The 19,804-nt window shown below is 68.8% G+C and carries 26 protein-coding genes; 19 read left to right on the forward strand and 7 right to left on the reverse strand.

From position 1 onward, the window contains the following. Positions 1-145 precede the first annotated feature (145 nt). The 10 genes from ACGFH6_RS17285 (at position 146) to ACGFH6_RS17330 (ending at position 7,647) form a co-directional block, all read left to right on the forward strand. A complete protein-coding gene (locus ACGFH6_RS17285) occupies positions 146-892 on the forward strand; it encodes a helix-turn-helix transcriptional regulator (RefSeq protein ID WP_393384700.1) in 747 nt (248 codons plus the stop codon). Next, positions 889-2,301, forward strand: a complete 1,413-nt coding sequence (gene sufB / locus ACGFH6_RS17290; protein WP_360439318.1) for a Fe-S cluster assembly protein SufB — start codon at positions 889-891, stop codon at positions 2,299-2,301. The genes ACGFH6_RS17285 and sufB overlap by 4 nt, the downstream gene beginning before the upstream one ends. Then, positions 2,301-3,503, forward strand: a complete 1,203-nt coding sequence (gene sufD / locus ACGFH6_RS17295) for a Fe-S cluster assembly protein SufD (protein ID WP_393384702.1) — start codon at positions 2,301-2,303, stop codon at positions 3,501-3,503. Before sufB ends, sufD begins: the two co-directional genes overlap by 1 nt. Further along, a complete protein-coding gene (locus tag ACGFH6_RS17300; RefSeq protein WP_393384704.1) occupies positions 3,500-3,838 on the forward strand; it encodes a non-heme iron oxygenase ferredoxin subunit in 339 nt (112 codons plus the stop codon). The genes sufD and ACGFH6_RS17300 overlap by 4 nt, the downstream gene beginning before the upstream one ends. A 23-nt stretch (positions 3,839-3,861) precedes the next feature. Further along, positions 3,862-4,623, forward strand: coding sequence for a Fe-S cluster assembly ATPase SufC (sufC, locus tag ACGFH6_RS17305; protein ID WP_393384706.1), 762 nt, complete (start codon positions 3,862-3,864; stop codon positions 4,621-4,623). Next, positions 4,620-5,876, forward strand: a complete 1,257-nt coding sequence (locus ACGFH6_RS17310) for a cysteine desulfurase (RefSeq protein ID WP_393384708.1) — start codon at positions 4,620-4,622, stop codon at positions 5,874-5,876. The genes sufC and ACGFH6_RS17310 overlap by 4 nt, the downstream gene beginning before the upstream one ends. Before the next feature lie 6 nt (positions 5,877-5,882). Further along, positions 5,883-6,365, forward strand: coding sequence for a Fe-S cluster assembly sulfur transfer protein SufU (sufU, locus tag ACGFH6_RS17315; RefSeq protein WP_393384710.1), 483 nt, complete (start codon positions 5,883-5,885; stop codon positions 6,363-6,365). Then, positions 6,358-6,750 carry a metal-sulfur cluster assembly factor gene (locus ACGFH6_RS17320; protein WP_393384712.1) on the forward strand — a complete coding sequence of 131 codons (393 nt, stop codon included), beginning with the start codon at positions 6,358-6,360 and terminating at the stop codon, positions 6,748-6,750. Before sufU ends, ACGFH6_RS17320 begins: the two co-directional genes overlap by 8 nt. Further along, positions 6,747-7,376: an acVLRF1 family peptidyl-tRNA hydrolase gene (locus ACGFH6_RS17325; protein WP_393384714.1), complete on the forward strand. Its 630-nt coding sequence runs from the start codon at positions 6,747-6,749 to the stop codon at positions 7,374-7,376. Before ACGFH6_RS17320 ends, ACGFH6_RS17325 begins: the two co-directional genes overlap by 4 nt. Positions 7,377-7,443: 67 nt before the next feature. After that, positions 7,444-7,647 carry a hypothetical protein gene (locus tag ACGFH6_RS17330; protein ID WP_393384715.1) on the forward strand — a complete coding sequence of 68 codons (204 nt, stop codon included), beginning with the start codon at positions 7,444-7,446 and terminating at the stop codon, positions 7,645-7,647. Positions 7,648-7,771: 124 nt separating this feature from the next. On the opposite strand, the gene ACGFH6_RS17335 is transcribed toward ACGFH6_RS17330, so the two are convergent. Beyond that, positions 7,772-8,674: a neutral zinc metallopeptidase gene (locus ACGFH6_RS17335; RefSeq protein WP_393384717.1), complete on the reverse strand. Its 903-nt coding sequence runs from the start codon at positions 8,672-8,674 to the stop codon at positions 7,772-7,774. A 121-nt stretch (positions 8,675-8,795) separates the two neighbouring features. On the opposite strand from ACGFH6_RS17335, the gene ACGFH6_RS17340 reads away from it, so the two are divergent. Together ACGFH6_RS17340 and ACGFH6_RS17345 are read left to right on the forward strand one after the other, a co-directional pair. After that, entirely contained in the window at positions 8,796-10,394 is a 1,599-nt protein-coding gene (locus tag ACGFH6_RS17340; RefSeq protein ID WP_393384718.1) for an ABC-F family ATP-binding cassette domain-containing protein, read from the forward strand. 25 nt (positions 10,395-10,419) lie between these two features. Next, a complete protein-coding gene (locus tag ACGFH6_RS17345) occupies positions 10,420-11,184 on the forward strand; it encodes an enoyl-CoA hydratase/isomerase family protein (RefSeq protein WP_393384720.1) in 765 nt (254 codons plus the stop codon). A gap of 3 nt (positions 11,185-11,187) precedes the next feature. On the opposite strand, the gene ACGFH6_RS17350 is transcribed toward ACGFH6_RS17345, so the two are convergent. Genes ACGFH6_RS17350 through ACGFH6_RS17360 form a run of 3 tightly spaced genes read right to left on the reverse strand, consistent with a single transcriptional unit; the run spans position 11,188 to position 12,416 of the window. Further along, positions 11,188-11,634, reverse strand: a complete 447-nt coding sequence (locus tag ACGFH6_RS17350) for an SRPBCC domain-containing protein (protein WP_393384722.1) — start codon at positions 11,632-11,634, stop codon at positions 11,188-11,190. Positions 11,635-11,649: 15 nt separating this feature from the next. Beyond that, entirely contained in the window at positions 11,650-11,979 is a 330-nt protein-coding gene (locus tag ACGFH6_RS17355; protein ID WP_393384723.1) for an ArsR/SmtB family transcription factor, read from the reverse strand. After that, entirely contained in the window at positions 11,976-12,416 is a 441-nt protein-coding gene (locus tag ACGFH6_RS17360; RefSeq protein ID WP_393384724.1) for an SRPBCC domain-containing protein, read from the reverse strand. The genes ACGFH6_RS17355 and ACGFH6_RS17360 overlap by 4 nt, the downstream gene beginning before the upstream one ends. Positions 12,417-12,569: 153 nt before the next feature. On the opposite strand from ACGFH6_RS17360, the gene ACGFH6_RS17365 reads away from it, so the two are divergent. Further along, on the forward strand, positions 12,570-14,459 hold the full coding sequence (locus ACGFH6_RS17365; protein ID WP_393384726.1) for an ABC transporter ATP-binding protein: 1,890 nt from the start codon (positions 12,570-12,572) through the stop codon (positions 14,457-14,459). Positions 14,460-14,502: 43 nt separating this feature from the next. Beyond that, positions 14,503-14,679 carry a hypothetical protein gene (locus ACGFH6_RS17370; protein ID WP_393384728.1) on the forward strand — a complete coding sequence of 59 codons (177 nt, stop codon included), beginning with the start codon at positions 14,503-14,505 and terminating at the stop codon, positions 14,677-14,679. 4 nt (positions 14,680-14,683) lie between these two features. Here the strand turns inward: ACGFH6_RS17370 and ACGFH6_RS17375 are convergent, their stop codons facing one another. The 3 genes from ACGFH6_RS17375 to ACGFH6_RS17385 form a co-directional block, all read right to left on the reverse strand. Further along, on the reverse strand, positions 14,684-15,187 hold the full coding sequence (locus tag ACGFH6_RS17375; protein ID WP_393384730.1) for a hypothetical protein: 504 nt from the start codon (positions 15,185-15,187) through the stop codon (positions 14,684-14,686). Positions 15,188-15,281: 94 nt separating this feature from the next. Further along, entirely contained in the window at positions 15,282-16,046 is a 765-nt protein-coding gene (uppS, locus tag ACGFH6_RS17380) for a polyprenyl diphosphate synthase (RefSeq protein WP_393384732.1), read from the reverse strand. Further along, positions 16,046-17,122 (reverse strand): ATP-dependent DNA ligase, encoded by a 1,077-nt coding sequence (locus ACGFH6_RS17385; protein WP_393384734.1) that lies wholly within the window; start codon positions 17,120-17,122, stop codon positions 16,046-16,048. The genes uppS and ACGFH6_RS17385 overlap by 1 nt, the downstream gene beginning before the upstream one ends. A gap of 86 nt (positions 17,123-17,208) precedes the next feature. On the opposite strand from ACGFH6_RS17385, the gene ACGFH6_RS17390 reads away from it, so the two are divergent. The 5 genes from ACGFH6_RS17390 (at position 17,209) to ACGFH6_RS17410 (ending at position 19,803) form a co-directional block, all read left to right on the forward strand. Beyond that, positions 17,209-17,937, forward strand: coding sequence for a hypothetical protein (locus tag ACGFH6_RS17390; RefSeq protein WP_393384736.1), 729 nt, complete (start codon positions 17,209-17,211; stop codon positions 17,935-17,937). A gap of 65 nt (positions 17,938-18,002) precedes the next feature. After that, a complete protein-coding gene (locus ACGFH6_RS17395; RefSeq protein ID WP_393384738.1) occupies positions 18,003-18,692 on the forward strand; it encodes an FHA domain-containing protein in 690 nt (229 codons plus the stop codon). Between the two features lie 39 nt (positions 18,693-18,731). Beyond that, positions 18,732-19,052 (forward strand): hypothetical protein, encoded by a 321-nt coding sequence (locus ACGFH6_RS17400; RefSeq protein WP_393384740.1) that lies wholly within the window; start codon positions 18,732-18,734, stop codon positions 19,050-19,052. Further along, complete coding sequence (locus ACGFH6_RS17405) at positions 19,049-19,471, forward strand: MerR family transcriptional regulator (protein ID WP_393384742.1); 423 nt, start codon at positions 19,049-19,051, stop codon at positions 19,469-19,471. Before ACGFH6_RS17400 ends, ACGFH6_RS17405 begins: the two co-directional genes overlap by 4 nt. Further along, entirely contained in the window at positions 19,468-19,803 is a 336-nt protein-coding gene (locus ACGFH6_RS17410; RefSeq protein ID WP_393384744.1) for a YnfA family protein, read from the forward strand. The genes ACGFH6_RS17405 and ACGFH6_RS17410 overlap by 4 nt, the downstream gene beginning before the upstream one ends. Position 19,804: the final 1 nt, after the last annotated feature.

Here is a 19,804-nt window from a genome sequence, read left to right on the forward strand (position 1 = left end):
GGCTGTCCGGCCTTCGGCCCGGGTCGGGAGCGGAGCCGAACGGCGTGACGCTGGTCACGATCGGCCGCCGGGCCCCGCGTGCGCGCGGGAAGCGGTTAGGGGAGCCTTATTTGAAGGCCCCCGGGAATTACGCGACACTGATGTTGTGAAAACTCCTGCGACTACCGGAACCGCGCCCACCGGCGCGCTTGCGGCGCGGGACGAGTCCACCCGGGACCGGGTCGCCCGCTCGATCCTGACCAACGGTCCGTCCAGCGCCGCGGTGCTCGCCGAGCGCCTGGAGCTGACGCCGGCGGCGGTCCGCCGGCATCTCGACCACCTGCTCGAGGACGGCCTGGTCGAGTCCCGCGAGGAGCGTGTCTACGGCCCGCGTGGCCGCGGCCGCCCCGCGAAGGTCTTCGTGCTGACCGACACCGGCCGGCACGCGTTCCACCAGGCGTACGACGACCTGGCGGCCACCGCGCTGAAGTTCATCGCCGAGTCCGGCGGTGACGAGGCGGTCGCGGAGTTCGCCCGGGGCCGGGTCGCCGAGGTGGAGCAGCGGTACCGGGAGCTGATCGACGCTGCTCCCGAGAGCGACAAGGCGGAGGCACTCGCCAAGGCCCTGACCACGGACGGGTACGCCGCGTCCACGGCGAAGGCCGCGCACGGCGAGCAGCTCTGCCAGCACCACTGCCCGGTCGCGCACGTGGCCGAGCAGTTCCCCCAGTTGTGCGAGGCCGAGACCGAGGTGTTCTCCCGGTTGCTCGGCCGGCACGTCCAGAGACTGGCCACCATCGCCCACGGCGACGGTGTCTGCACCACACATATTCCCGGACACGTCCCGGCCCCCCAGGCCGTGCCCGGTCCTGCCCCTGTATCCGACGGCGAATCTGCGAGGACTGCACGATGACGCAAACCGCTCACCCCGAACTGGAAGGCCTCGGCAACTACCAGTACGGCTGGGCCGACTCCGACGCTGCTGGCGCGGTCGCACAGCGCGGCCTGTCCGCCGACGTGGTGCGGGGCATCTCCACCCTCAAGAACGAGCCGGAGTGGATGCTCGACCTGCGCCTGAAGGGCCTGAAGCTCTTCGACCGCAAGCCGATGCCGTCGTGGGGTGCGGACCTGTCCGGGATCGACTTCGACAACATCAAGTACTTCGTCCGGTCGACCGAGAAGCAGGCGTCCAGCTGGGAAGAGCTGCCCGAGGACATCAAGAACACCTACGACAAGCTCGGCATCCCGGAGGCGGAGAAGCAGCGCCTGGTCGCCGGTGTCGCGGCGCAGTACGAGTCCGAGGTCGTCTACCACCAGATCCGCGAGGACCTGGAGGCACAGGGCGTCATCTTCCTGGACACCGACACCGGCCTGCGCGAGCACCCGGAGATCTTCCAGGAGTACTTCGGCTCGGTCATCCCGGTCGGCGACAACAAGTTCGCCTCGCTGAACACGGCGGTCTGGTCCGGCGGCTCGTTCATCTACGTGCCCAAGGGCGTCAAGGTGGACATCCCGCTGCAGGCCTACTTCCGGATCAACACCGAGAACATGGGCCAGTTCGAGCGGACCCTGATCATCGTCGACGAGGACGCCTACGTGCACTACGTCGAGGGCTGTACGGCGCCGATCTACAAGTCGGACTCGCTGCACTCCGCGGTGGTCGAGATCATCGTGAAGAAGGGCGCCCGCTGCCGCTACACGACGATCCAGAACTGGTCGAACAACGTCTACAACCTGGTCACCAAGCGCGCCACCTGCGAAGAGGGCGCGACGATGGAGTGGATCGACGGCAACATCGGCTCCAAGGTGACGATGAAGTACCCGGCCGTCTACCTGATGGGCGAGCACGCCAAGGGCGAGACCCTGTCGGTCGCGTTCGCGGGCGAGGGCCAGCACCAGGACGCCGGGTCGAAGATGGTGCACAACGCGCCGTACACCTCCAGCTCGATCGTGTCGAAGTCGGTGGCCCGCGGTGGCGGCCGGACGTCGTACCGGGGGCTCGTCGAGGTGGCGCCGGGATCGCACCACAGCAAGTCAACGGTGCGCTGTGACGCGCTGCTGGTCGACACCATCAGCCGCTCGGACACCTACCCGTACGTCGACGTCCGCGAGGACGACGTGGCGATGGGACACGAGGCGACGGTGTCCAAGGTCAGCGACGACCAGCTCTTCTACCTGATGAGCCGGGGCATGGCCGAGGACGAGGCGATGGCGATGATCGTCCGCGGCTTCATCGAGCCGATCGCCCGCGAGCTCCCGATGGAGTACGCGCTGGAACTGAACCGCTTGATCGAGCTGCAGATGGAAGGGGCCGTCGGCTGATGTCCGCCGCTGAAACCCTGGTCGCCACCGGCAACCGGGCGCACTCCCACGGGCCGGGTTCGCCGGTCCCGCTCCAGGCCCGGAGTGAGCGGCCGACGTCGTACGACGTCGCCGACTTCGCTGTGCCGAACGGGCGCGAGGAGGAGTGGCGCTTCACCCCGGTCAAGGCGCTCAAGGCGCTGTTCGCCGACGAGGCCGGCACCGAGATCCCCAAGGTCGACGCGTCCGGCCCCGACGGTGTGGTGTTCGAGACCGTCGCCGCGGACTCGCTGAAGGTCGGTACGCCGCAGGACCGCTCCGCCGCCGTCGCCTGGAACCAGGCGGGCGAGGCGCTGGCGGTGCGGATCCCGGTCGAGGCCGAGCTGACCGAGGCGGTGCACGTGAACGTCGCGAGCCTCGGCGCCCGCGGCTTCAGCCACCTGATCGTGGACGCCGGCCGGCACAGCCGCGCGATCGTCATCATCGATCACACCGGCGCCGGCGAACTCGGCAGCAACGTCGAGATCGTCGTCGGCGACGGCGCCGAGCTGCGCGTGGTCAGCATCCAGCAGGGCGACCACGAGTCGATCCACCTCGGCCAGCACGACGCGCTGATCGGCCGGGACGCGAAGCTCCACCACGTCGTCGTCACCCTCGGCGGCAAGGTCGTCCGGGTCGCCACGAACGTTCGGTACGCCGGACCTGGCGGCGACGCGGAGCTCCTCGGTGTGTACTTCGCCGAGTCGGGTCAGCACCACGAGAACCGGCTGTTCGTCGACCACGAGGCCACCAACTGCAAGAGCAACGTGCTCTACAAGGGCGCGCTGGCCGGTGACAAGGCCCGCTCGGTGTGGATCGGCGACGTGCTGATCCGGGCCGCGGCCGAGGGCACCGACACCTTCGAGCTGAACCGCAACCTGGTCCTGACCGACGGCGCCCGCGCCGACTCGGTGCCGAACCTGGAGATCGAGACCGGCGAGATCGAGGGCGCCGGGCACGCGTCCGCGACCGGCCGGTTCGACGACGAGCAGCTGTTCTACCTGCAGGCCCGCGGCATCCCCGAGGACGAGGCCCGGCGGCTGGTGGTGTCCGGCTTCTTCAACGACATCATCGGCAAGATCGGCGTTCCCGAGGTCACCGAGCACCTGCACGACGTGATCGAGCAGAAGCTGGCGCGGGCCGCGGAGTTGAGCGCATCGGCCAAGGCGGTTGTCGGGCAGTGAGCGACAGCTTCGAGCGCGCCTGCGCTGCCGCCGACGTACCGGATGAGGGAGTCATCCCGGTCGAGGTCGGCGGCGTCGAGGTCGCGGTCGTGAAGAGCGAGGGGCAGTACTTCGCGGTGCGGGACGAGTGCTCGCACGCGCAGATCCAGCTGTCCGAGGGTGACGTCGGCGAGTGCGAGATCGAGTGCTGGCTGCACGGATCCCGCTTCGACCTGCGCACCGGCGAGCCGACCAGCCTGCCCGCGTACGACCCGGTACCGGTCTACCCGGTCCGGCTGGACGGCGACGACCTGCTCGTCGACGTCAAGAACCCCCTGAATCAGGCATCCCTGTAAAGCGACGGAGATAGAAGATCCTCATGGCGACACTCGAGATCCGCGACCTGCACGTGTCGGTCGACACCGAGAACGGCCCGAAGCAGATCCTGCGCGGCGTCGACCTGACCATCGCCGGCGGTCAGACGCACGCGATCATGGGCCCGAACGGTTCCGGCAAGTCGACGCTGGCGTACTCGATCGCCGGCCACCCGAAGTACAAGATCACCAGCGGCACGGTCACGCTCGACGGCGAGGACGTGCTGGCCATGGCCGTCGACGAGCGGGCCCGGGCCGGTCTGTTCCTGGCGATGCAGTACCCGGTCGAGGTGCCCGGCGTCTCGGTGGCGAACTTCCTGCGGACCGCGAAGACCGCGATCGACGGCGAGGCGCCGAAGCTGCGGACCTGGGTCAAGGACGTCAACAAGGCGCTCGGTGATCTCGAGATGGACCCGGACTTCGGCACCCGCAACGTGAACGAGGGCTTCTCCGGTGGTGAGAAGAAGCGGCACGAGATCGTCCAGCTGGAGCTGCTGAACCCGAAGATCGCGATCCTCGACGAGACCGACTCCGGCCTCGACATCGACGCGCTGAAGGTCGTCTCCACCGGCGTCAACCGGTTCGCGGAGCAGGGCGACAAGGGCATCCTGCTGATCACCCACTACACCCGGATCCTGCGCTACATCACGCCGGACTTCGTGCACGTGTTCGTCGACGGCCGGGTGGCCGAAGAGGGCGGCCCGGAGCTGGCCGAAGAGCTCGAGGCCAACGGCTACGAGCGCTTCCTGAAGGCAGGCGCGAAGTGACGACCGCCCGGACGTTCAGCAGTCCCCTGGACCTGCAGTCGGTCCGGGCGGACTTCCCGATCCTGTCGCGCGAGCTCGCCGGCGGGTTGCCGCTGGTCTACCTGGACTCGGCGAACTCCTCGCAGAAGCCCCGCCAGGTGGTGCAGGCGATCGAGGACCACTACCTGAAGCACAACGCGAACGTCGCCCGCGCCATGCACCAGCTCGGTGCCGAGGCGACCGCGGCGTACGAAGGTGCCCGGGACAAGATCGCGGACTTCATCGGCGCGCCCGACCGCAACGAGATCGTGTTCACCAAGAACATCTCCGAGGCGCTGAACCTGGTGGCGCACACGGCCGGCGGCTCGCTGAAGCCGGGTGACGAGGTGGTCATCTCCGAGATGGAGCACCACTCGAACATCGTGCCGTGGCAGATGGTCTGCGAGCGGACCGGGGCGACGCTGAAGTGGTTCGGCGTGACCGACGACGGCCGGCTGGACCTGAGCAACGCCGACGAGCTGATCAACGAGCGCACCAAGATCGTCTCGCTCACCTGGGTGTCGAACGCCCTCGGCACCATCAACCCGATCAAGGAGCTCGCCGCCAAGGCGCACGCGGTCGGCGCTCTGATGGTGGTGGACGCCGCGCAGGCGGTGCCCCAGCTGCCGGTGAACGTGGCGGAGCTCGGTGCCGACCTGGTCGGCTTCACCGGGCACAAGGTCGTCGGTCCGACCGGCATCGGTGTGCTCTGGGGCCGGTACGACCTGCTCGCCTCGCTGCCGCCGTTCCTTGGTGGCGGAGAGATGATCGAGGTCGTGCGGATGACGGGTTCGACGTACGCCCCGCCGCCGGCCCGGTTCGAGGCCGGTACGCCGCCGATCGCACAGGCCGTCGGGCTCGGTGCGGCCGTCGACTACCTGTCCGGGATCGGGATGGACAAGATCGCGGCGCACGAGCACGCGATCGTGGAGTACGCGCTCGAAGGGCTGAAGACGGTGCCGGGGCTGACGATCCTCGGTCCGACCGAGGCCAAGGACCACGGTGGCGCGATCAGTTTCGAGCTGGACGGCGTACACCCGCACGACGTGGCGACCGTGCTGGACACCCGCGGGATCGCGGTACGGGCCGGGCACCACTGTGCGCGGCCGGTGCACGAGCGGTTCGGCGTACAGTCCTCGACGCGGGCGTCGTTCTACCTGTACACGACGCCGGAGGAGATCGAGGCGCTGGTCGACGGCCTCGGGTTCGTCCGTTCTTTCTTCAAGGTGGCCTGACGTCTCATGCAGCTTGACTCGCTGTACCAGGAGATCATCCTGGACCACTACCGCAGCCCGCACCACGCGGGGCTGGCGGATCCGTACGACGTGGAAGTGCATCACGTGAACCCGTCCTGCGGGGACGAGGTGACGCTGCGCGTGGAGCTGGACGGCGACACCGTCACCGGCGTCACGCACGAGAGCGTCGGCTGCTCGATCAGCCAGGCCGCGACGTCGGTGATGTCCGATCTGGTGATCGGCAAGCCGGTCGCCGAGGGGATGGCGACGTACGAGAAGTTCCTCGAGCTGATGCAGGGCCGGGGGAATGTCGAGCCGGACGAAGAGGTTCTGGAGGACGGCGTCGCGTTCGCTGGCGTCGCGCAGTTCCCGGCCCGGGTGAAGTGTGCGCTGCTGGGCTGGTCGGCCTGGCGGGACGCGACCGCCCGGGCGCTGGCGCAGAACGAGTCCCAGGACGCCGCACAGCAAGAAGGAGTGAGCAATGCCTGACCAGACCGACGAGAAGATCGAGCTGCCCGAGGTCGACCTGCAGGCGGCGGCCCAGGCGTCACAGCCCGGCACCAGCCCGGCCGCGGTCGAGGACGTGACCGAGGCGCTGAAGGATGTCGTCGACCCCGAGCTCGGCATCAACGTGGTCGACCTGGGCCTGATCTACGGGATCACCGTGGACGACACCAGTACGGCGATCATCGACATGACGCTGACGTCGGCGGCCTGCCCGCTGACCGACGTGATCGAGGACCAGACCCGGATGGCGCTGGACGGCCTGGTCAACGACTTCCGGATCAACTGGGTCTGGATGCCGCCATGGGGCCCGGAGAAGATCACCGACGACGGCCGCGACCAGCTGCGGGCGCTCGGCTTCAACGTGTGACCCGAACGGTGTCGGTGGCACCGGAGCGGCTGGACAGGTGGCTGGCCGGCTTCGGTGACCGCCACGGCGCGGTGACGTACGACGTGACGCCGACGAGCGTCACTGCCTCCGCGTCGGACGGCTCCATCGCCGTCGTGGAGGTGCCGTTCGCACCACTGGAGGAGTTGTCGAAAGACGGGCTCCTCGCTCATGTGCTGCGCGAGTGGCGGCTGGGTGTGCTGCTTGTCCGGCGCGGTGGCTACGGCGCCGGAGTGTTTGCCGGGGGCAAGCTTGTCGACTCCAAGGTCGGCTCACGCCACGTGCAGGGGACGACCAAAGCGGGAGGCTGGTCGCAGCAGCGATATGCGCGGCGGCGGGACAACCAGGCCCGTGAGGCGTTCGCCGCCGCGACCGAGGTTGCGGTGCGGATCCTCGGGTCAGCCCGGCTGGAGGCGCTGGTGTGCGGGGGAGACCGCCGGGCCGTCGACACGGTGCTGGAGGATCCGCGACTCAAGGATCTGGCCGGACTCGTGCGGCCGCCGTTCCTCGGCGTACCCGATCCGAAACAGAGGGTGCTCGAGCAGGCCGGCGCCGACGCCCGGGCGATCCGGATCGAGCTGACCGACCCTCCGGGCGATTCGCACTGAGGCGTGAACGTCCTCCGACGTGGGAATACTGAGGTCCTCGCGGCCATCGCACAGGGGAGGACAGCGGTTGAACTCGGAACTGCAGTTCTGGCGTGCCATGGCCGGTTATGCGCTTGCGCGGGCCCGCTCCCAGCGTGCCCGCGGGAGCCGGACCCAGCTCGGCGCGTCCTCGCTCGAATGGGCGATCATCTCGGCCATCCTGGTCGCCGCCGCGCTGGCGGTCGGCCTCATCGTCCGCCGCGTCGTCGACAAGCGCTCCGGCGCCGACTGACGCCCTCCCCATCTGGCTGGCTGACCAGCCAGGTTGTGGGTTTGCCACCGGTGTGCGGGTGGCAGACCCACAGTTTCGCTGGTCAGCCAGCCAGATGGGGGTGTGGGGTGGGGTGGGCTGGGGGTCAGAGCGGGTTAGCCGACCAGGTGTCGCAGGCGTTCATGTCGCCGGAGTCCATCCCCGCCTTGAACCACCGCATCCGCTGCTCGGCGGTTCCGTGGCTGAAGCTCTCCGGATTCACCTGACCCTGGGTCTTCTGCTGGATCCGGTCGTCACCGACGGCGGCCGCCGCGTCCAGACCGCGGGCGATGTCGTCCTCGGTCAGGCCGCTGATGAACGTGTCGCCGTCCTTGTCGGGCACGGTCGTCGCGTGGTTGGTCCAGATCCCGGCCAGGCAGTCGGCCTGCAGCTCGGACCGGACCGAGTCCGACGTCGGGCCGTTGCGGGTCTTGATCCGGCCGAGGATGCCGTACAGGTTCTGGATGTGGTGGCCGTACTCGTGGGCCACGACGTACGCCTCGGCGAAGTTGCCGCCCTTCGCGCCCAGCTCGGACTGGAGCGTCTGGAAGAACCCGAGGTCCAGGTAGACCCGCTTGTCCGGCGGGCAGTAGAACGGCCCGACCGCGCTCGTGGCCGGTCCGCAGCCGGTGTTGACCGAGCCGTCGAAGACCCGCATCGGTGCCCGGGTGTACTTCTTGCCCCGGCGCGGCAGTTCCGCGGCCCAGAAGCCCTCGATCGAGTTCTGGTAGAACACGAACCGGCAGTCGGGGTTGTCCTGCAGGTCGGTGCCCTTCTTGCACGAGTCCAGGTTGCCGGCCGCGGTGTTGCGGACACTCGGCTCCTGGCTGCCGCTGTCGCCGCCCGGCAGACCGCCGTTCAGCAGCAGGATGACGACCAGCAGGATGATGCCGCCGATGCCACCGCCCACCGGGATCATCCCGCCGGGCAGTCGGCCGCCGCCTCCGCCACTCCCACGGGTGTCCTCGACCCCACTGGTGTCGAGATCCGCGTCCGGGTTGAATTTCACAGCACTTAGACTAGACCTGACAGACTGCGGGGGATTCTGGCGTGTCGTGACGCTGCGCCGCCGACCCGCTACCGTCAGCCCCCTGCCTTGACTCCCGACCCTGAGGACGCCTGCCACCGCGATGATCACTGTCTCCAACCTCGAGGTCCGCGTCGGTGCCAGGCAGTTGCTCGCGCCCGCCTCGTTCCGGGTCGGACCCGGCGACAAGGTGGGTCTGGTCGGGCGCAACGGCGCCGGCAAGACCACGCTGACCAAGATCCTGGCCGGTGAGGGTCTGCCGGCCAGCGGCTCGGTGTCCACCTCCGGCGAGATCGGCTACCTCCCGCAGGACCCGCGGACCGGGGATCTGGAGATCCTCGCCCGGGACCGGATCCTGTCCGCCCGCGGCCTGGACGACGTCGTACGCCGGTTGCGCAGCGCGGAGAAGTCGATGGCCAGCGCGGACGAGAAGACCCGCGCGAAGGGGATGCGGCGCTACGAGCGGGCCGAGGCCGACCTGCACGCGGCCGGTGGGTACGCCGCCGAGTCGGAGGCGGCCCGGATCGCGGCGAACCTCGGCCTGCCGGATCGGGTGCTGGGGCAACCACTGGGCACGCTGTCGGGTGGTCAGCGCCGACGGGTCGAGCTGGCCCGGATCCTGTTCGCCCAGGCGGAGACGCTGCTGCTGGACGAGCCGACCAACCACCTCGACGCCGACTCGATCGTCTGGCTGCGCGACTTCCTCAAGTCGTACCCCGGCGGCGTGATCATGATCAGCCACGACGTGAACCTGCTCGAGGAGACCGTCACCCGGGTGTTCCACCTGGATGCGAACCGGGCCGAGATCGACGTCTACAACGTGGGCTGGAAGGCGTACCTGACGCAGCGCGAGGCCGACGAGCGGCGGCGCAAGCGCGAGCGGGCGAACGCGGAGAAGAAGGCGACCCAGTTGGTCGACCAGGCGAACAAGATGCGCGCCAAGGCGACCAAGGCGACCGCGGCCCAGCAGATGCTGCGGCGGGCCGAGCAGTTGATGTCCTCGCTCGAGGACGAGCGCAGGACCGACCGCGTGGCCAAGATCGCGTTCCCGACGCCTGCGCCGTGCGGCAAGACGCCGTTGATGGCGCGCGAACTGTCCAAGTCGTACGGCTCACTGGAGATCTTCACCGACGTCGACCTCGCGATCGACCGCGGCTCGCGGGTCGTGGTGCTGGGACTGAACGGCGCCGGCAAGACCACGCTGCTGCGGGTGCTGTCCGGGCTGGAGAAGTCCGACACCGGCGAGGTGATCGACGGGCACGGGCTCAAGCTCGGGTACTACGCGCAGGAGCACGAGACGCTCGACGTGAACCGGACCGTGCTGGAGAACATGAAGTCCGCGGCCCCGGATCTGAACGAGACGCAGGCCCGCAGCGTGCTCGGCTCGTTCCTGTTCACCGGCGACGACGCGGACAAGCCGGCCCGGGTGCTGTCCGGTGGTGAGAAGACCCGGCTCGCCCTGGCGACCCTGGTGGTCTCGGCCGCGAACGTGCTGCTGCTCGACGAGCCGACCAACAACCTGGACCCCGCCTCGCGCGCCGAGGTGCTGAACGCGATCCGGTCGTACGCCGGTGCGATCGTGCTGGTCACCCACGACGAGGGCGCGGTCGAGGCCCTCGAACCGGAGCGTGTCCTCCTGCTCCCCGACGGCGTTGAGGATCTGTGGACCAACGACTACGCCGACCTGGTGTCGCTCGCCTAAGTTAATCGCGAGTAATGTTCCTCGCATGAAGGAACTGCGGTTGACCGTGGAAGGCCCGGTCGCACGGGTGGTGCTGGACCGGCCCGAGGTGCGCAACGCACAGACCCCGGCGATGTGGCGGGCGCTGGCCGACTTCGGTACGACGCTGCCGGCCGACGTCCGCGTGGTCGTGGTGTCGGGGGAGGGGTCGTCGTTCTCGGCGGGACTCGACCGGCGGCTGATGCTGGGTGAGGCTGTCGACGGACAGGAGGCGTTGCTCACGCTCGGGGCGAAGCCCACCGCCGAGGTGCACGAGCTGATCGCCGGTTTCCAGGCGGGATTCTCCTGGTTGCGCCGGCCGGAGATCATCAGCATCGCCGCGGTGCAGGGTCACGCCATCGGCGCCGGCTTCCAGCTGGCACTGGCCTGCGACCTCCGTGTCGTCACCCCGGACGTCCGCTTCAGCATGCGCGAGACCGCACTCGGCCTGGTGCCGGACCTCGGCGGCACCCAACCGCTCGTCCAGCTCGTCGGGTACTCCCGGGCGCTGGAGCTCTGCGCGACCACCCGCTGGGTGGAGGCGGACGAGGCGAAGGAGCTCGGTCTGGCGAACATCGTCGTACCGCCGGAGGAGCTCGCCGGGACGGTCAAGGATCTGACCGAGGCCCTGCTGACGCCGCTCCCAGGAGCGATCCGCGAGACCAAGGCATTGCTCCTCGGTGCCGCGGACCGTTCCTACCAGGACCAGCTGAAAGCCGAGCGGGAGGCCCAGGAGCGCCGGCTCAAGGAGCTCCTGGCAGCTCTGGCCTGAGGCCTAGTGCCAGTTGCTGATCTGTACGTCGCGGGGAGCGGGGTCGCCCGTACCGGTCTCGACGTACTTCTTCAGGCTCAGCAGGTACGAGCCCCACTTCGTGCTGCAGTGGTACATGAACTCGACCGGCTCCTTCCAGCCCTCGTGCTTGAACAGGACGATCGTGTAGTCGTCGGTCGTGCTGAGGTCGAAGCGGACCTCGGTGCCGACCCATTCCTCGGGACCGTGCACGACCTCCCAGCGGACGAGTTCGCCGGGCCTGGTCTCCAGCACCTTCATGCCGAACGAGCCGCCGGCGACGGGGAAGTGGAAGTCGATCACGCCGCCGACGGAGTCGTCGCCTTGCGTGTCGTCGGTCCACCAGCCCGCGAGGCCGGGGATCGTGGTGAGGGCCTTGGAGACGTCCTCGGGGGACGCCGTGATTCCGACGCGGTGCAAGATGTCGACCATGGGAGTGCCTCTCGTTCAGGTGTCTGTGCTGCGTTGAATGGTTTCGGCGATCCGCTTGATGCGCTGGAGCCGGCGGTCCCAGGCGTCACTGACCGACGTCAGTTGCGCGATCGCACGGGCAAGCTGTGATTCGTCCACGGTGTACCGCCGTTCGCGCCCGGACGGCTTGGCGTGCACCAGGCCGACCCGCTCGAGGACGGCGAGATGTTTGGCGACGGCCTGCCGGGTGACCGGCAGTTGATCGCTCAGGCCGGTCGCGGTCCCGCCGCCGTTCGCGAGCAACAGGTCGAGCATCCGTCGCCGGGTCGGATCGCCGACCGCGGACCAGAGCCCGTCGTCGATCACGGTGCGGACACCAGCCGGTCGACGTACGGGACGAGGCGGGGGAGGAAGTAGTTCCAGCCGTTGATGTGATCGTGGTACTGCGCGTCGGAGGCCTCGTCGAACCCGGTCTCGGCGAACCGAAGGACCGTGCCCGTGCCGGCGGCGACGAGGTCGAACGTCACCAGCAGCGAGTTGGCCTCGGTGGCGGTCTCGCCCTCCGGATAGTCCCACCGGAAGGCGAACCGTCGCGGCGGATCGGCCTCGACGACCGTGAGCGAAACGACCTTCCCGTCCGGCTTCTCGCCGAAGGACACGGTCCCGGTGGCCCCGGCGACCGGCTCGAGGTCCGCGTCGTCCGGCCACCACTCGCGCAGGTGCTCCGGCGAGCTGATCACCTCGTAGACGACCTCGGGCGCCGCCTCCACCCGGATCTCCCGCTCGATGGTCCGGTCCGCCATCTCACCCACCGTCCTTTCGCAACCTTTGGTTGCCTATGACTGTAGGGCACTCTCGATAGAACCGCAACCATTGGTTGCATGACGGTGAGTGGGAACATTGTGAGGACCTGAACTGTTGTGAAGCTTCACGACACAGGAGCGGGGAGGAACCGCATGTCCTCAGGGATGGCACGCGCGGGCATGGGCGCGTACGGCTGGCGGCGTCAGGATTCGTCCGTGGCCGGGCAGAAGCTCGCCAAGGGCACGCTGCGCCGGATCGCGCGGTTCGCCAAGCCGTACCGCTGGTACATCTCGGTGTTCCTGGTGCTCGTCGTCCTGTCGGCGTTCATGGTCATCGCCTCGCCGCTGCTGTTCAAGAAGATCGTCGACGACGGCATCACCAAGGGGAACGCCGGACTTGTCACCGCGCTCGCGCTGGTGGTGGCACTGCTCGCGGTGGTCGAGGCCGCGCTGGGGCTGATGCAGCGCTGGTTCTCGGCGCGGATCGGCGAAGGGCTGATCTTCGACCTGCGGACCAAGGTCTTCGGGCATGTGCAGCGGATGCCGGTCGCGTTCTTCACCCGGACGCAGACCGGTGCCTTGGTGTCCCGGCTCAACAACGACGTGATCGGCGCCCAGCAGGCGTTCACCTCGACGTTGTCCGGTGTGGTGTCGAACATCATCAGCCTGATCCTCGTGGTCGGCGCGATGCTCGTGCTGAGCTGGCAGTTGACGGTGGTGGCGATCCTGCTGCTGCCGGTGTTCCTGATCCCGGCGCGGATCCTGGGTCGCCGGCTGGCCGCGCTGACGCGTGAGCAGATGAACCTCAACGCCGAGATGTCGACGGCGATGACCGAGCGGTTCAGCGTCGGGGGAGCGCTGCTGGTCACGCTGTTCGGTACGCCCTCGATCGAGAATCGGGACTTCGGTGAGCGGGCCGGACGGGTCCGCGACCTGGGCATCCGGATCGCGATGCTCGGCCGGGTGTTCTTCACCGCCCTCACGCTGGTCGCCGCGCTCGCGACCGCCTTGGTGTACGGCGTCGGCGGCAACCTGGCCGTCCGCGAGGCGCTGACCGTCGGGACCCTGCTGGCACTGGTCGCCTTGCTCGGCCGGCTGTACGGCCCGCTGACCGCGTTGTCGAACGTGCGGGTCGACGTGATGACCGCGCTGGTGTCGTTCGAGCGCGTCTTCGAGGTGCTCGACCTCGAGCCGATGATCAAGGACGCCCCGGACGCCAAGGACCTGCGCAGTGAGCGGGCCGGGGTCGAGTTCGACCACGTGGCGTTCGCCTACCCGACCGCTGAGCAGGTCTCCCTCGCGAGCCTCGAGTCGGTCGCTGTGCTCGACAAGCGGGTGTCCTCGCAGGTGCTCGAGGATGTGAACTTCGTGGTCCAGCCGGGTCAGATGGTTGCCCTTGTCGGCCCATCCGGTGCCGGCAAGACCACGATCACCAACCTGGTGGCCCGCCTGTACGACGTGACCGGCGGAACCGTGCGGGTCGGCGGGCAGGACGTACGCGAGGTGACGCTGCAGTCGCTGCACGACACGATCGGGTACGTCACGCAGGACGCGCACATGTTCCACGACACGATCCGGGCGAACCTCGCGTACGCGAAGCCGGACGCCACCGACGACGAGATGATCGAGGCACTGAAGGCCGCGCAGGTGTGGGAGCTGGTGTCGTCCCTGCCCGACGGTCTCGAGACCGTGGTGGGGGACCGTGGTCACCGGCTGTCCGGCGGTGAACGGCAGCGCCTGGCGATCGCGCGATTGTTGCTGAAGGCACCGCAGATCGTCGTACTGGACGAAGCCACGGCGCATCTGGATTCCGAGTCCGAGGTCGCCGTGCAGCGGGCGCTGGACACCGCGCTCGAAGGGCGTACGTCGCTGGTGATCGCGCACCGGTTGTCGACGGTGCGGAACGCCGACCTGATCCTGGTCGTTGACCGCGGCAACATTGTCGAGCGCGGTACGCACGAGCAGTTGCTCGCCCAGGGCGGGGAGTACGCAGACCTGTACCACACGCAGTTCGCCGAGACCGGGTCCGCGGCCGGCGTCTGAGCGAGCTACTTTGGTTCTGAGGGGTAGTGAGGGGGAGGGGACAATGATCAGACTGGGCTTGGCCCTCGCCGCGGGCTACGCCGGCTACAAGCTCGCGTACCACTCCGAGGACGGCCGCCACTACGGCGAAACCGGCGACCGGACGATCCGCACCACGGTGTCGCTGCTGATGGCCGCCCTCGCGGTCGGCGTCACCTACGCAGTCATGCTCCGGTTCTGACCCGCTACGAGGCGGAGGCCCGCTGCGGGTCGTGCTCCAGCAGGTGCAGGACCGGTACGCCGAGGTGGCGGCGGGCCGAGTTGGTCCAGTCGAGGTGGAAGAACTCGGCCACCACGTGCGGCCGGGTCAGGATGATGACCTCCTGGCCCTGCACGTGCTCCACCGTGGCGATCAGTGCGTCGATCGGACGGTCGTGCGAGATGCCGCCCTCCGCATGCTGCCCGAGGTCGCGCAGCCGCTGGACGCTGCGTCCGCTGCAGCCCTTCGCCTCGGTGTCGATCGCCTTCTGCGCCTCGGCGAGATCCTGGCGCTGACTGGCCAGCCCTGGACCGTACAGATCCGCGGTGCCCAGCGCGCTGATCGAGGCCTCTACACCGGCCTCGGCGTTGTGGCACGGCACGAGCACGTGGTACGTGACGGACTCGGGCATGTCCTGGTGCAGTTCAACGACGCGTTTCGCGTCCGGCGCCGACAGTTCCTGTTCGACGAGCAGTACGACGTCGTACATCGCAACCTCCGGTTCCTACCAGTCGGTATGCCTCCATAGTGCCCCCAAGGTGGCCCGATGTATTCGGTCCTGGCCGAAGCAGCTGCTCAAATGATCAACTGGATCGTTCCAGCCGCCGCCGCCCGTAGGTGCGGAGCGCCCGCAGCAGGTCGACCTGCCGGAACGCGGGCCAGTACAGGTCGCAGAACTCGACCTCCGAGTGCGTCGCCTGCCACAGCAGGAAGTCCGACATCCGGAGCTCCCCACTCGTCCGGATCACCAGGTCGGGATCCGGCAGTTCAGGCAGATAGAGGTGCCGGCCGATCACGTCCTCGCTCAGTTCGTCGGCCACATCCTCCAGCGAACGCCCGGCGACCGCGGCCTCGTCCAGCACAGCCCGTACGGCGTCCACCACCTCGAGACGGCCCGAGTACCCGATCGCGAGCGTCAGGTCACCCGCATCCGTCCGGTCACGCGTCACCTCGACGGCCTCTTTCAGCGCCCGAGCAGTTGTGTCAGGCAACAAATCCAGCTGGCCCGCGACGTGGAGCCGCCACCGGTGGTCACGCCGTACATGCTCGGCCAGGACCGTCTCGGTGAGCTGCATCAGGTAGTCGACCTCGGCCGAGTCACGGCGGCGCATGTTGTCGGCCGACGCGACCCACGCGGTCACGCAGTGGACGCCCGCCTCGGAACACCAACGCAGGAACAACTCCAGATGCTCCGCGCCGAACCGGTGGCCGACCCGCACGTCGTCGTACCCGGCTCGTCGTGCCCAGCGGCGGTTGCCGTCCATCGCGATCGCGATGTGCCGTGGCATCGGCAGTCCGGCCAGTTGGCGTCGCAGGATCCTGGCGTAGACGTCGTACAGGACCTTCATCAGCGTTGGGCGCTGGAGAGTACGTCGGCCAGGTCGAACTTGACCGGCTCCTCGAGTTGTTCGTAGGTGCAGGACTCGGGGGTGCGGTCGGGGCGCCAGCGGACGAACTGTGCGGTGTGGCGGAAGCGGATGCCCTCCATGTGGTCGTAGCGAACCTCGACCACGAGCTCCGGCCGCAGCGGCACGAACGACAGATCCTTGCCCGCCTGCCACCGGCTGCCTTCCGCGTTGCGCGGCGTACGCACGCCTTCCTCCTGCTTCGCCCACGCCCACGGGTGATCGTCGAACGTGGTGACGAGCGGCTGCATCTCCTGGAAGAGCTCCTTGCGCCGCTCGAGCGGGAACGCACCGATCACACCGACGCTCGCCAGCGTGCCGTCGTCGCCGTAGAGCCCGAGCAGTAGCGATCCGATCCGGTCCGGGCCGCTCTTGTGCACGCGGTAGCCGGCGACCACGCAGTCCGCGGTGCGCTCCGGCTTGACCTTGAACATCACCCGCTTGTCCGGCTGGTAGGTGACATCCAACGGCTTCGCGATCAGCCCGTCCAGGCCGGCACCCTCGAACTGCTCGAACCACTCCGCGGCCGTGTCGCGGTTGGTCGTCGCCGGCGTGACGTGGATCGGCGCCTTCACACCGGCCAGCGCATCGATCAGCGCGGTACGCCGTTCCGCGAACGGACGTTCCATGTAGTCGTCGTCACCGAGCGCCAGGAGGTCGAACGCGACGAACCGGGCCGGCGTCTTCTCCGACAGCATGTTCACCCGGCTGGCGGCGGGGTGGATGCGTTGCTGCAACACCTCGAAGTCCAGCCGGTCGCCGGACGCGCCGATCACGATGATCTCGCCGTCGATCGCGCAGCGCTCGGGCAGGTTCGCCTTCACCGCCTCGACCAGCTCGGGGAAGTAGCGCGTCATCGGCTTCTCGTTCCGGCTGCCGATCTCCACCTCGTCCCCGTCCCGGAAGATGATCGAGCGGAACCCGTCCCACTTGGGCTCGTAGCTCATCTCCCCGCGCGGGATCTCCTTCACGGGCTTGGCGAGCATCGGCTTGACCGGTGGCATCACAGGCAGTCGCATCCCGTCATTCTCACCTACAGCCAACTCGTGGGCGATCGGGCGCGTCGAACCGGTGAGGACGAAATGACCAACTCGGGAGGTTGATCATGAAGATCAAGGGTCTATCCAGGGCCGGCGGGATGGCGGCCGCGCTCGCGGTTGCCGCCCCGCTCGTGCTCGGCGGTTCGGCGGCTCCGGCCGTTGCGGCCAGTGCTCAGACGACCGCCTCGTGCGGTGCGTCGGTCGCTCGGCTGGATGCGGTCACCTACGCGGATCGATTGGTCCGCGCCTGGGGTCGCGGCGACACGAGAATGACAGCTTGTTACGGCACGACCGAGGTCACGCGTGCGCTGTTCGCGCAGGCGTCGCCGGGTGGGATCCACTGGCGCCGGGTTTCCGCGGAAGGTGCGGCCGGGACGATCTATGTGACGTACCACGACGACGCCCGCGGCGGGAATCTCACGCTCGGGGTGGCCAACGCCGCGCCGGAGCTGCGCGGGCCGGATGGCTGGCACGCCGCCAGAGTCGTGAGCTTCGCCAACGAACCGCGTGCCTGGAACGCCGTGCAGTGGTCCGACAACCTGGTCCGCGCATGGGGCCGTGGCGACACGAAGTGGATGTCGTACTACGCGACGTCCGCGGTGACGAAGGCATTGACACAGATCGCCGCATCCGGCGGACCGTCCTGGCGCCGGATCGCGACTGAAGGTGCGGCGGGTACGACGTACCTGACGTACCGCAACGACGCCAACGGTCACCAGTTGGTCGTCGGGATCTCGAACATCGGGCTCTCGCAGGGCGACGCGCACGTCGCCTACCGGATTCAGTACCGCTGAGCTGGTCCCCGGCCGCCCCCGGGAAGCGGTGGACAGTGAACCGGACCGGACCGGACAATGCAGAGATGACATCGGTTCCGGCGGAGGGCACGCGTCCGTCGGACGCCGAGCGGGATCGTGCCCTGGCCATCCTGCGCGACGGCGCCGGGACCGGGCGGCTGTCGCACGACACCTTCGTCCGCCGGATGAACTTCGTCCTGCGCGCCCAGAGCCGCGGCGAACTGGCCGACGCCATCCGCGACCTGCCTCGCGAGGAGCCCCGCGTCACCAGCCGGCTCCGGGACTTCCGGTCCCGGCTCCCCCGGCTGGAAGTCATCCGCAGCCCCAGCCCGACCCGGCCACCAGCGCGGGTGGAGGGCTGGCCGGGTGCCGGTAACCCTGCGGAGCCGAGCGGGGTCGTCGGTGCCTGGTTCGGGTTCCTCGAGCGGCTCGGTTCCCTTCCGCGGGTTGGCGTCGTGCAGAAGACGCCCGCTCTGCCGCCGCCCGGGCTCGCGTTGCCGGCGCCAGGCTCGCCGACGGTCCGGATCGGACGGGGGCCCGGCGCGTCGCTGCGCTTGGCCGACCTGTCCGTGTCCCGGTTCCACGCGGAGTTGCGGTACGTGAAGGACGGATGGATGCTGCGCGACCTCGGCTCGATGAACGGGACCCAGGTCAACGGCCTCCGGCTCACCACCGCGGTCCGGGTCCGGCCGGGCGACCACGTCCGTTTCGGCGCGGTGGCGTACGTACTCACCTGGACCGATCAGCCCGAATAGTTGCATCCGGTACTTGGGTACAGGTTTACCGTCGATCTCATGACCGATCACCTCGCCTGGGCTCCGGCCGCCTGCACCCTGCCGACCGCGGAGCAACCACTCCGGGTCGCGGAGTTCGACCAGCTCTTCGCCGACCATCTCCGCAGTGCCAACCGCCTCGACCCTCGGACGCTCGACCTGACGCTCGCAGCGGAAGCCCGCGATGCCACCGCGGACCTGACCGCCCGCGAGTCCGAGTGCTGCTCGTTCTTCGCCTTCACCCTCACCGATACGACCGACGGCCAGTTCCACCTGCAGATCGGCGTACCGCCCACCCAGGTCGCCGTACTGGATGGCCTGGCGGATCGGCTGCCGTCGTGAGATCCGGCGAGGTGGCGGCAGCCGCCGGCGTGAACCTCCAGACGCTGCGGTACTACGAACGTCGCGGGCTGCTCGACGAGCCCGTACGGAGTCTCGGCGGGCATCGCGTCTACCCGGAGGCCGCGGTCACCACGTTGCGCGTGATCAAGGCGGCGCAGCGACTCGGGTTCACGCTGACGGAGGTGTCCGAACTGCTCGACACGGCCAGGCATCGGCATGCGCTCGGCGAGGGAGCCGGGCTGCAGGCACGGGCTCAGGAGAAGCTGACCGATGTGGAAGCGAAGATCGCCGACCTCACCGTCATCGCGGAGACCCTGCGCGCGGGTATCGCGGCCGGCTGTGACGACCTGCAGACTTGTGCGGGCGACCCCAACTGCCCGCTGCCGTTCACCGAGCTCGGCCAGGGGGAGCGTTTGTGACCGTACTGCGGTCTGTTGCGCTCTTCGTGCTGGCCGCGCTGGCCGAGATCGGTGGTGCCTGGCTGGTCTGGCAGGGATGGCGTGAGCATCGTGGCCTGTGGTGGATCGCGGGTGGCGTGATCGCGCTCGGCGCCTACGGGTTCGTCGCGACGTTCCAGCCGGATCCGAACTTCGGCCGCATCCTCGCGGCGTACGGCGGTGTGTTCGTGGCCGGCTCGCTCGCGTGGGGGATGGTGGTCGACGGCTTCCGCCCGGACCGCTGGGACCTCCTCGGTGCCGCGATCTGTCTCGTCGGCGTCGTCGTGATCATGTACGCGCCGCGCCACTCCTGAC

The organism is Kribbella sp. NPDC049227, assembly GCF_043197265.1.
In the GTDB taxonomy this organism is placed as follows: domain Bacteria; phylum Actinomycetota; class Actinomycetes; order Propionibacteriales; family Kribbellaceae; genus Kribbella.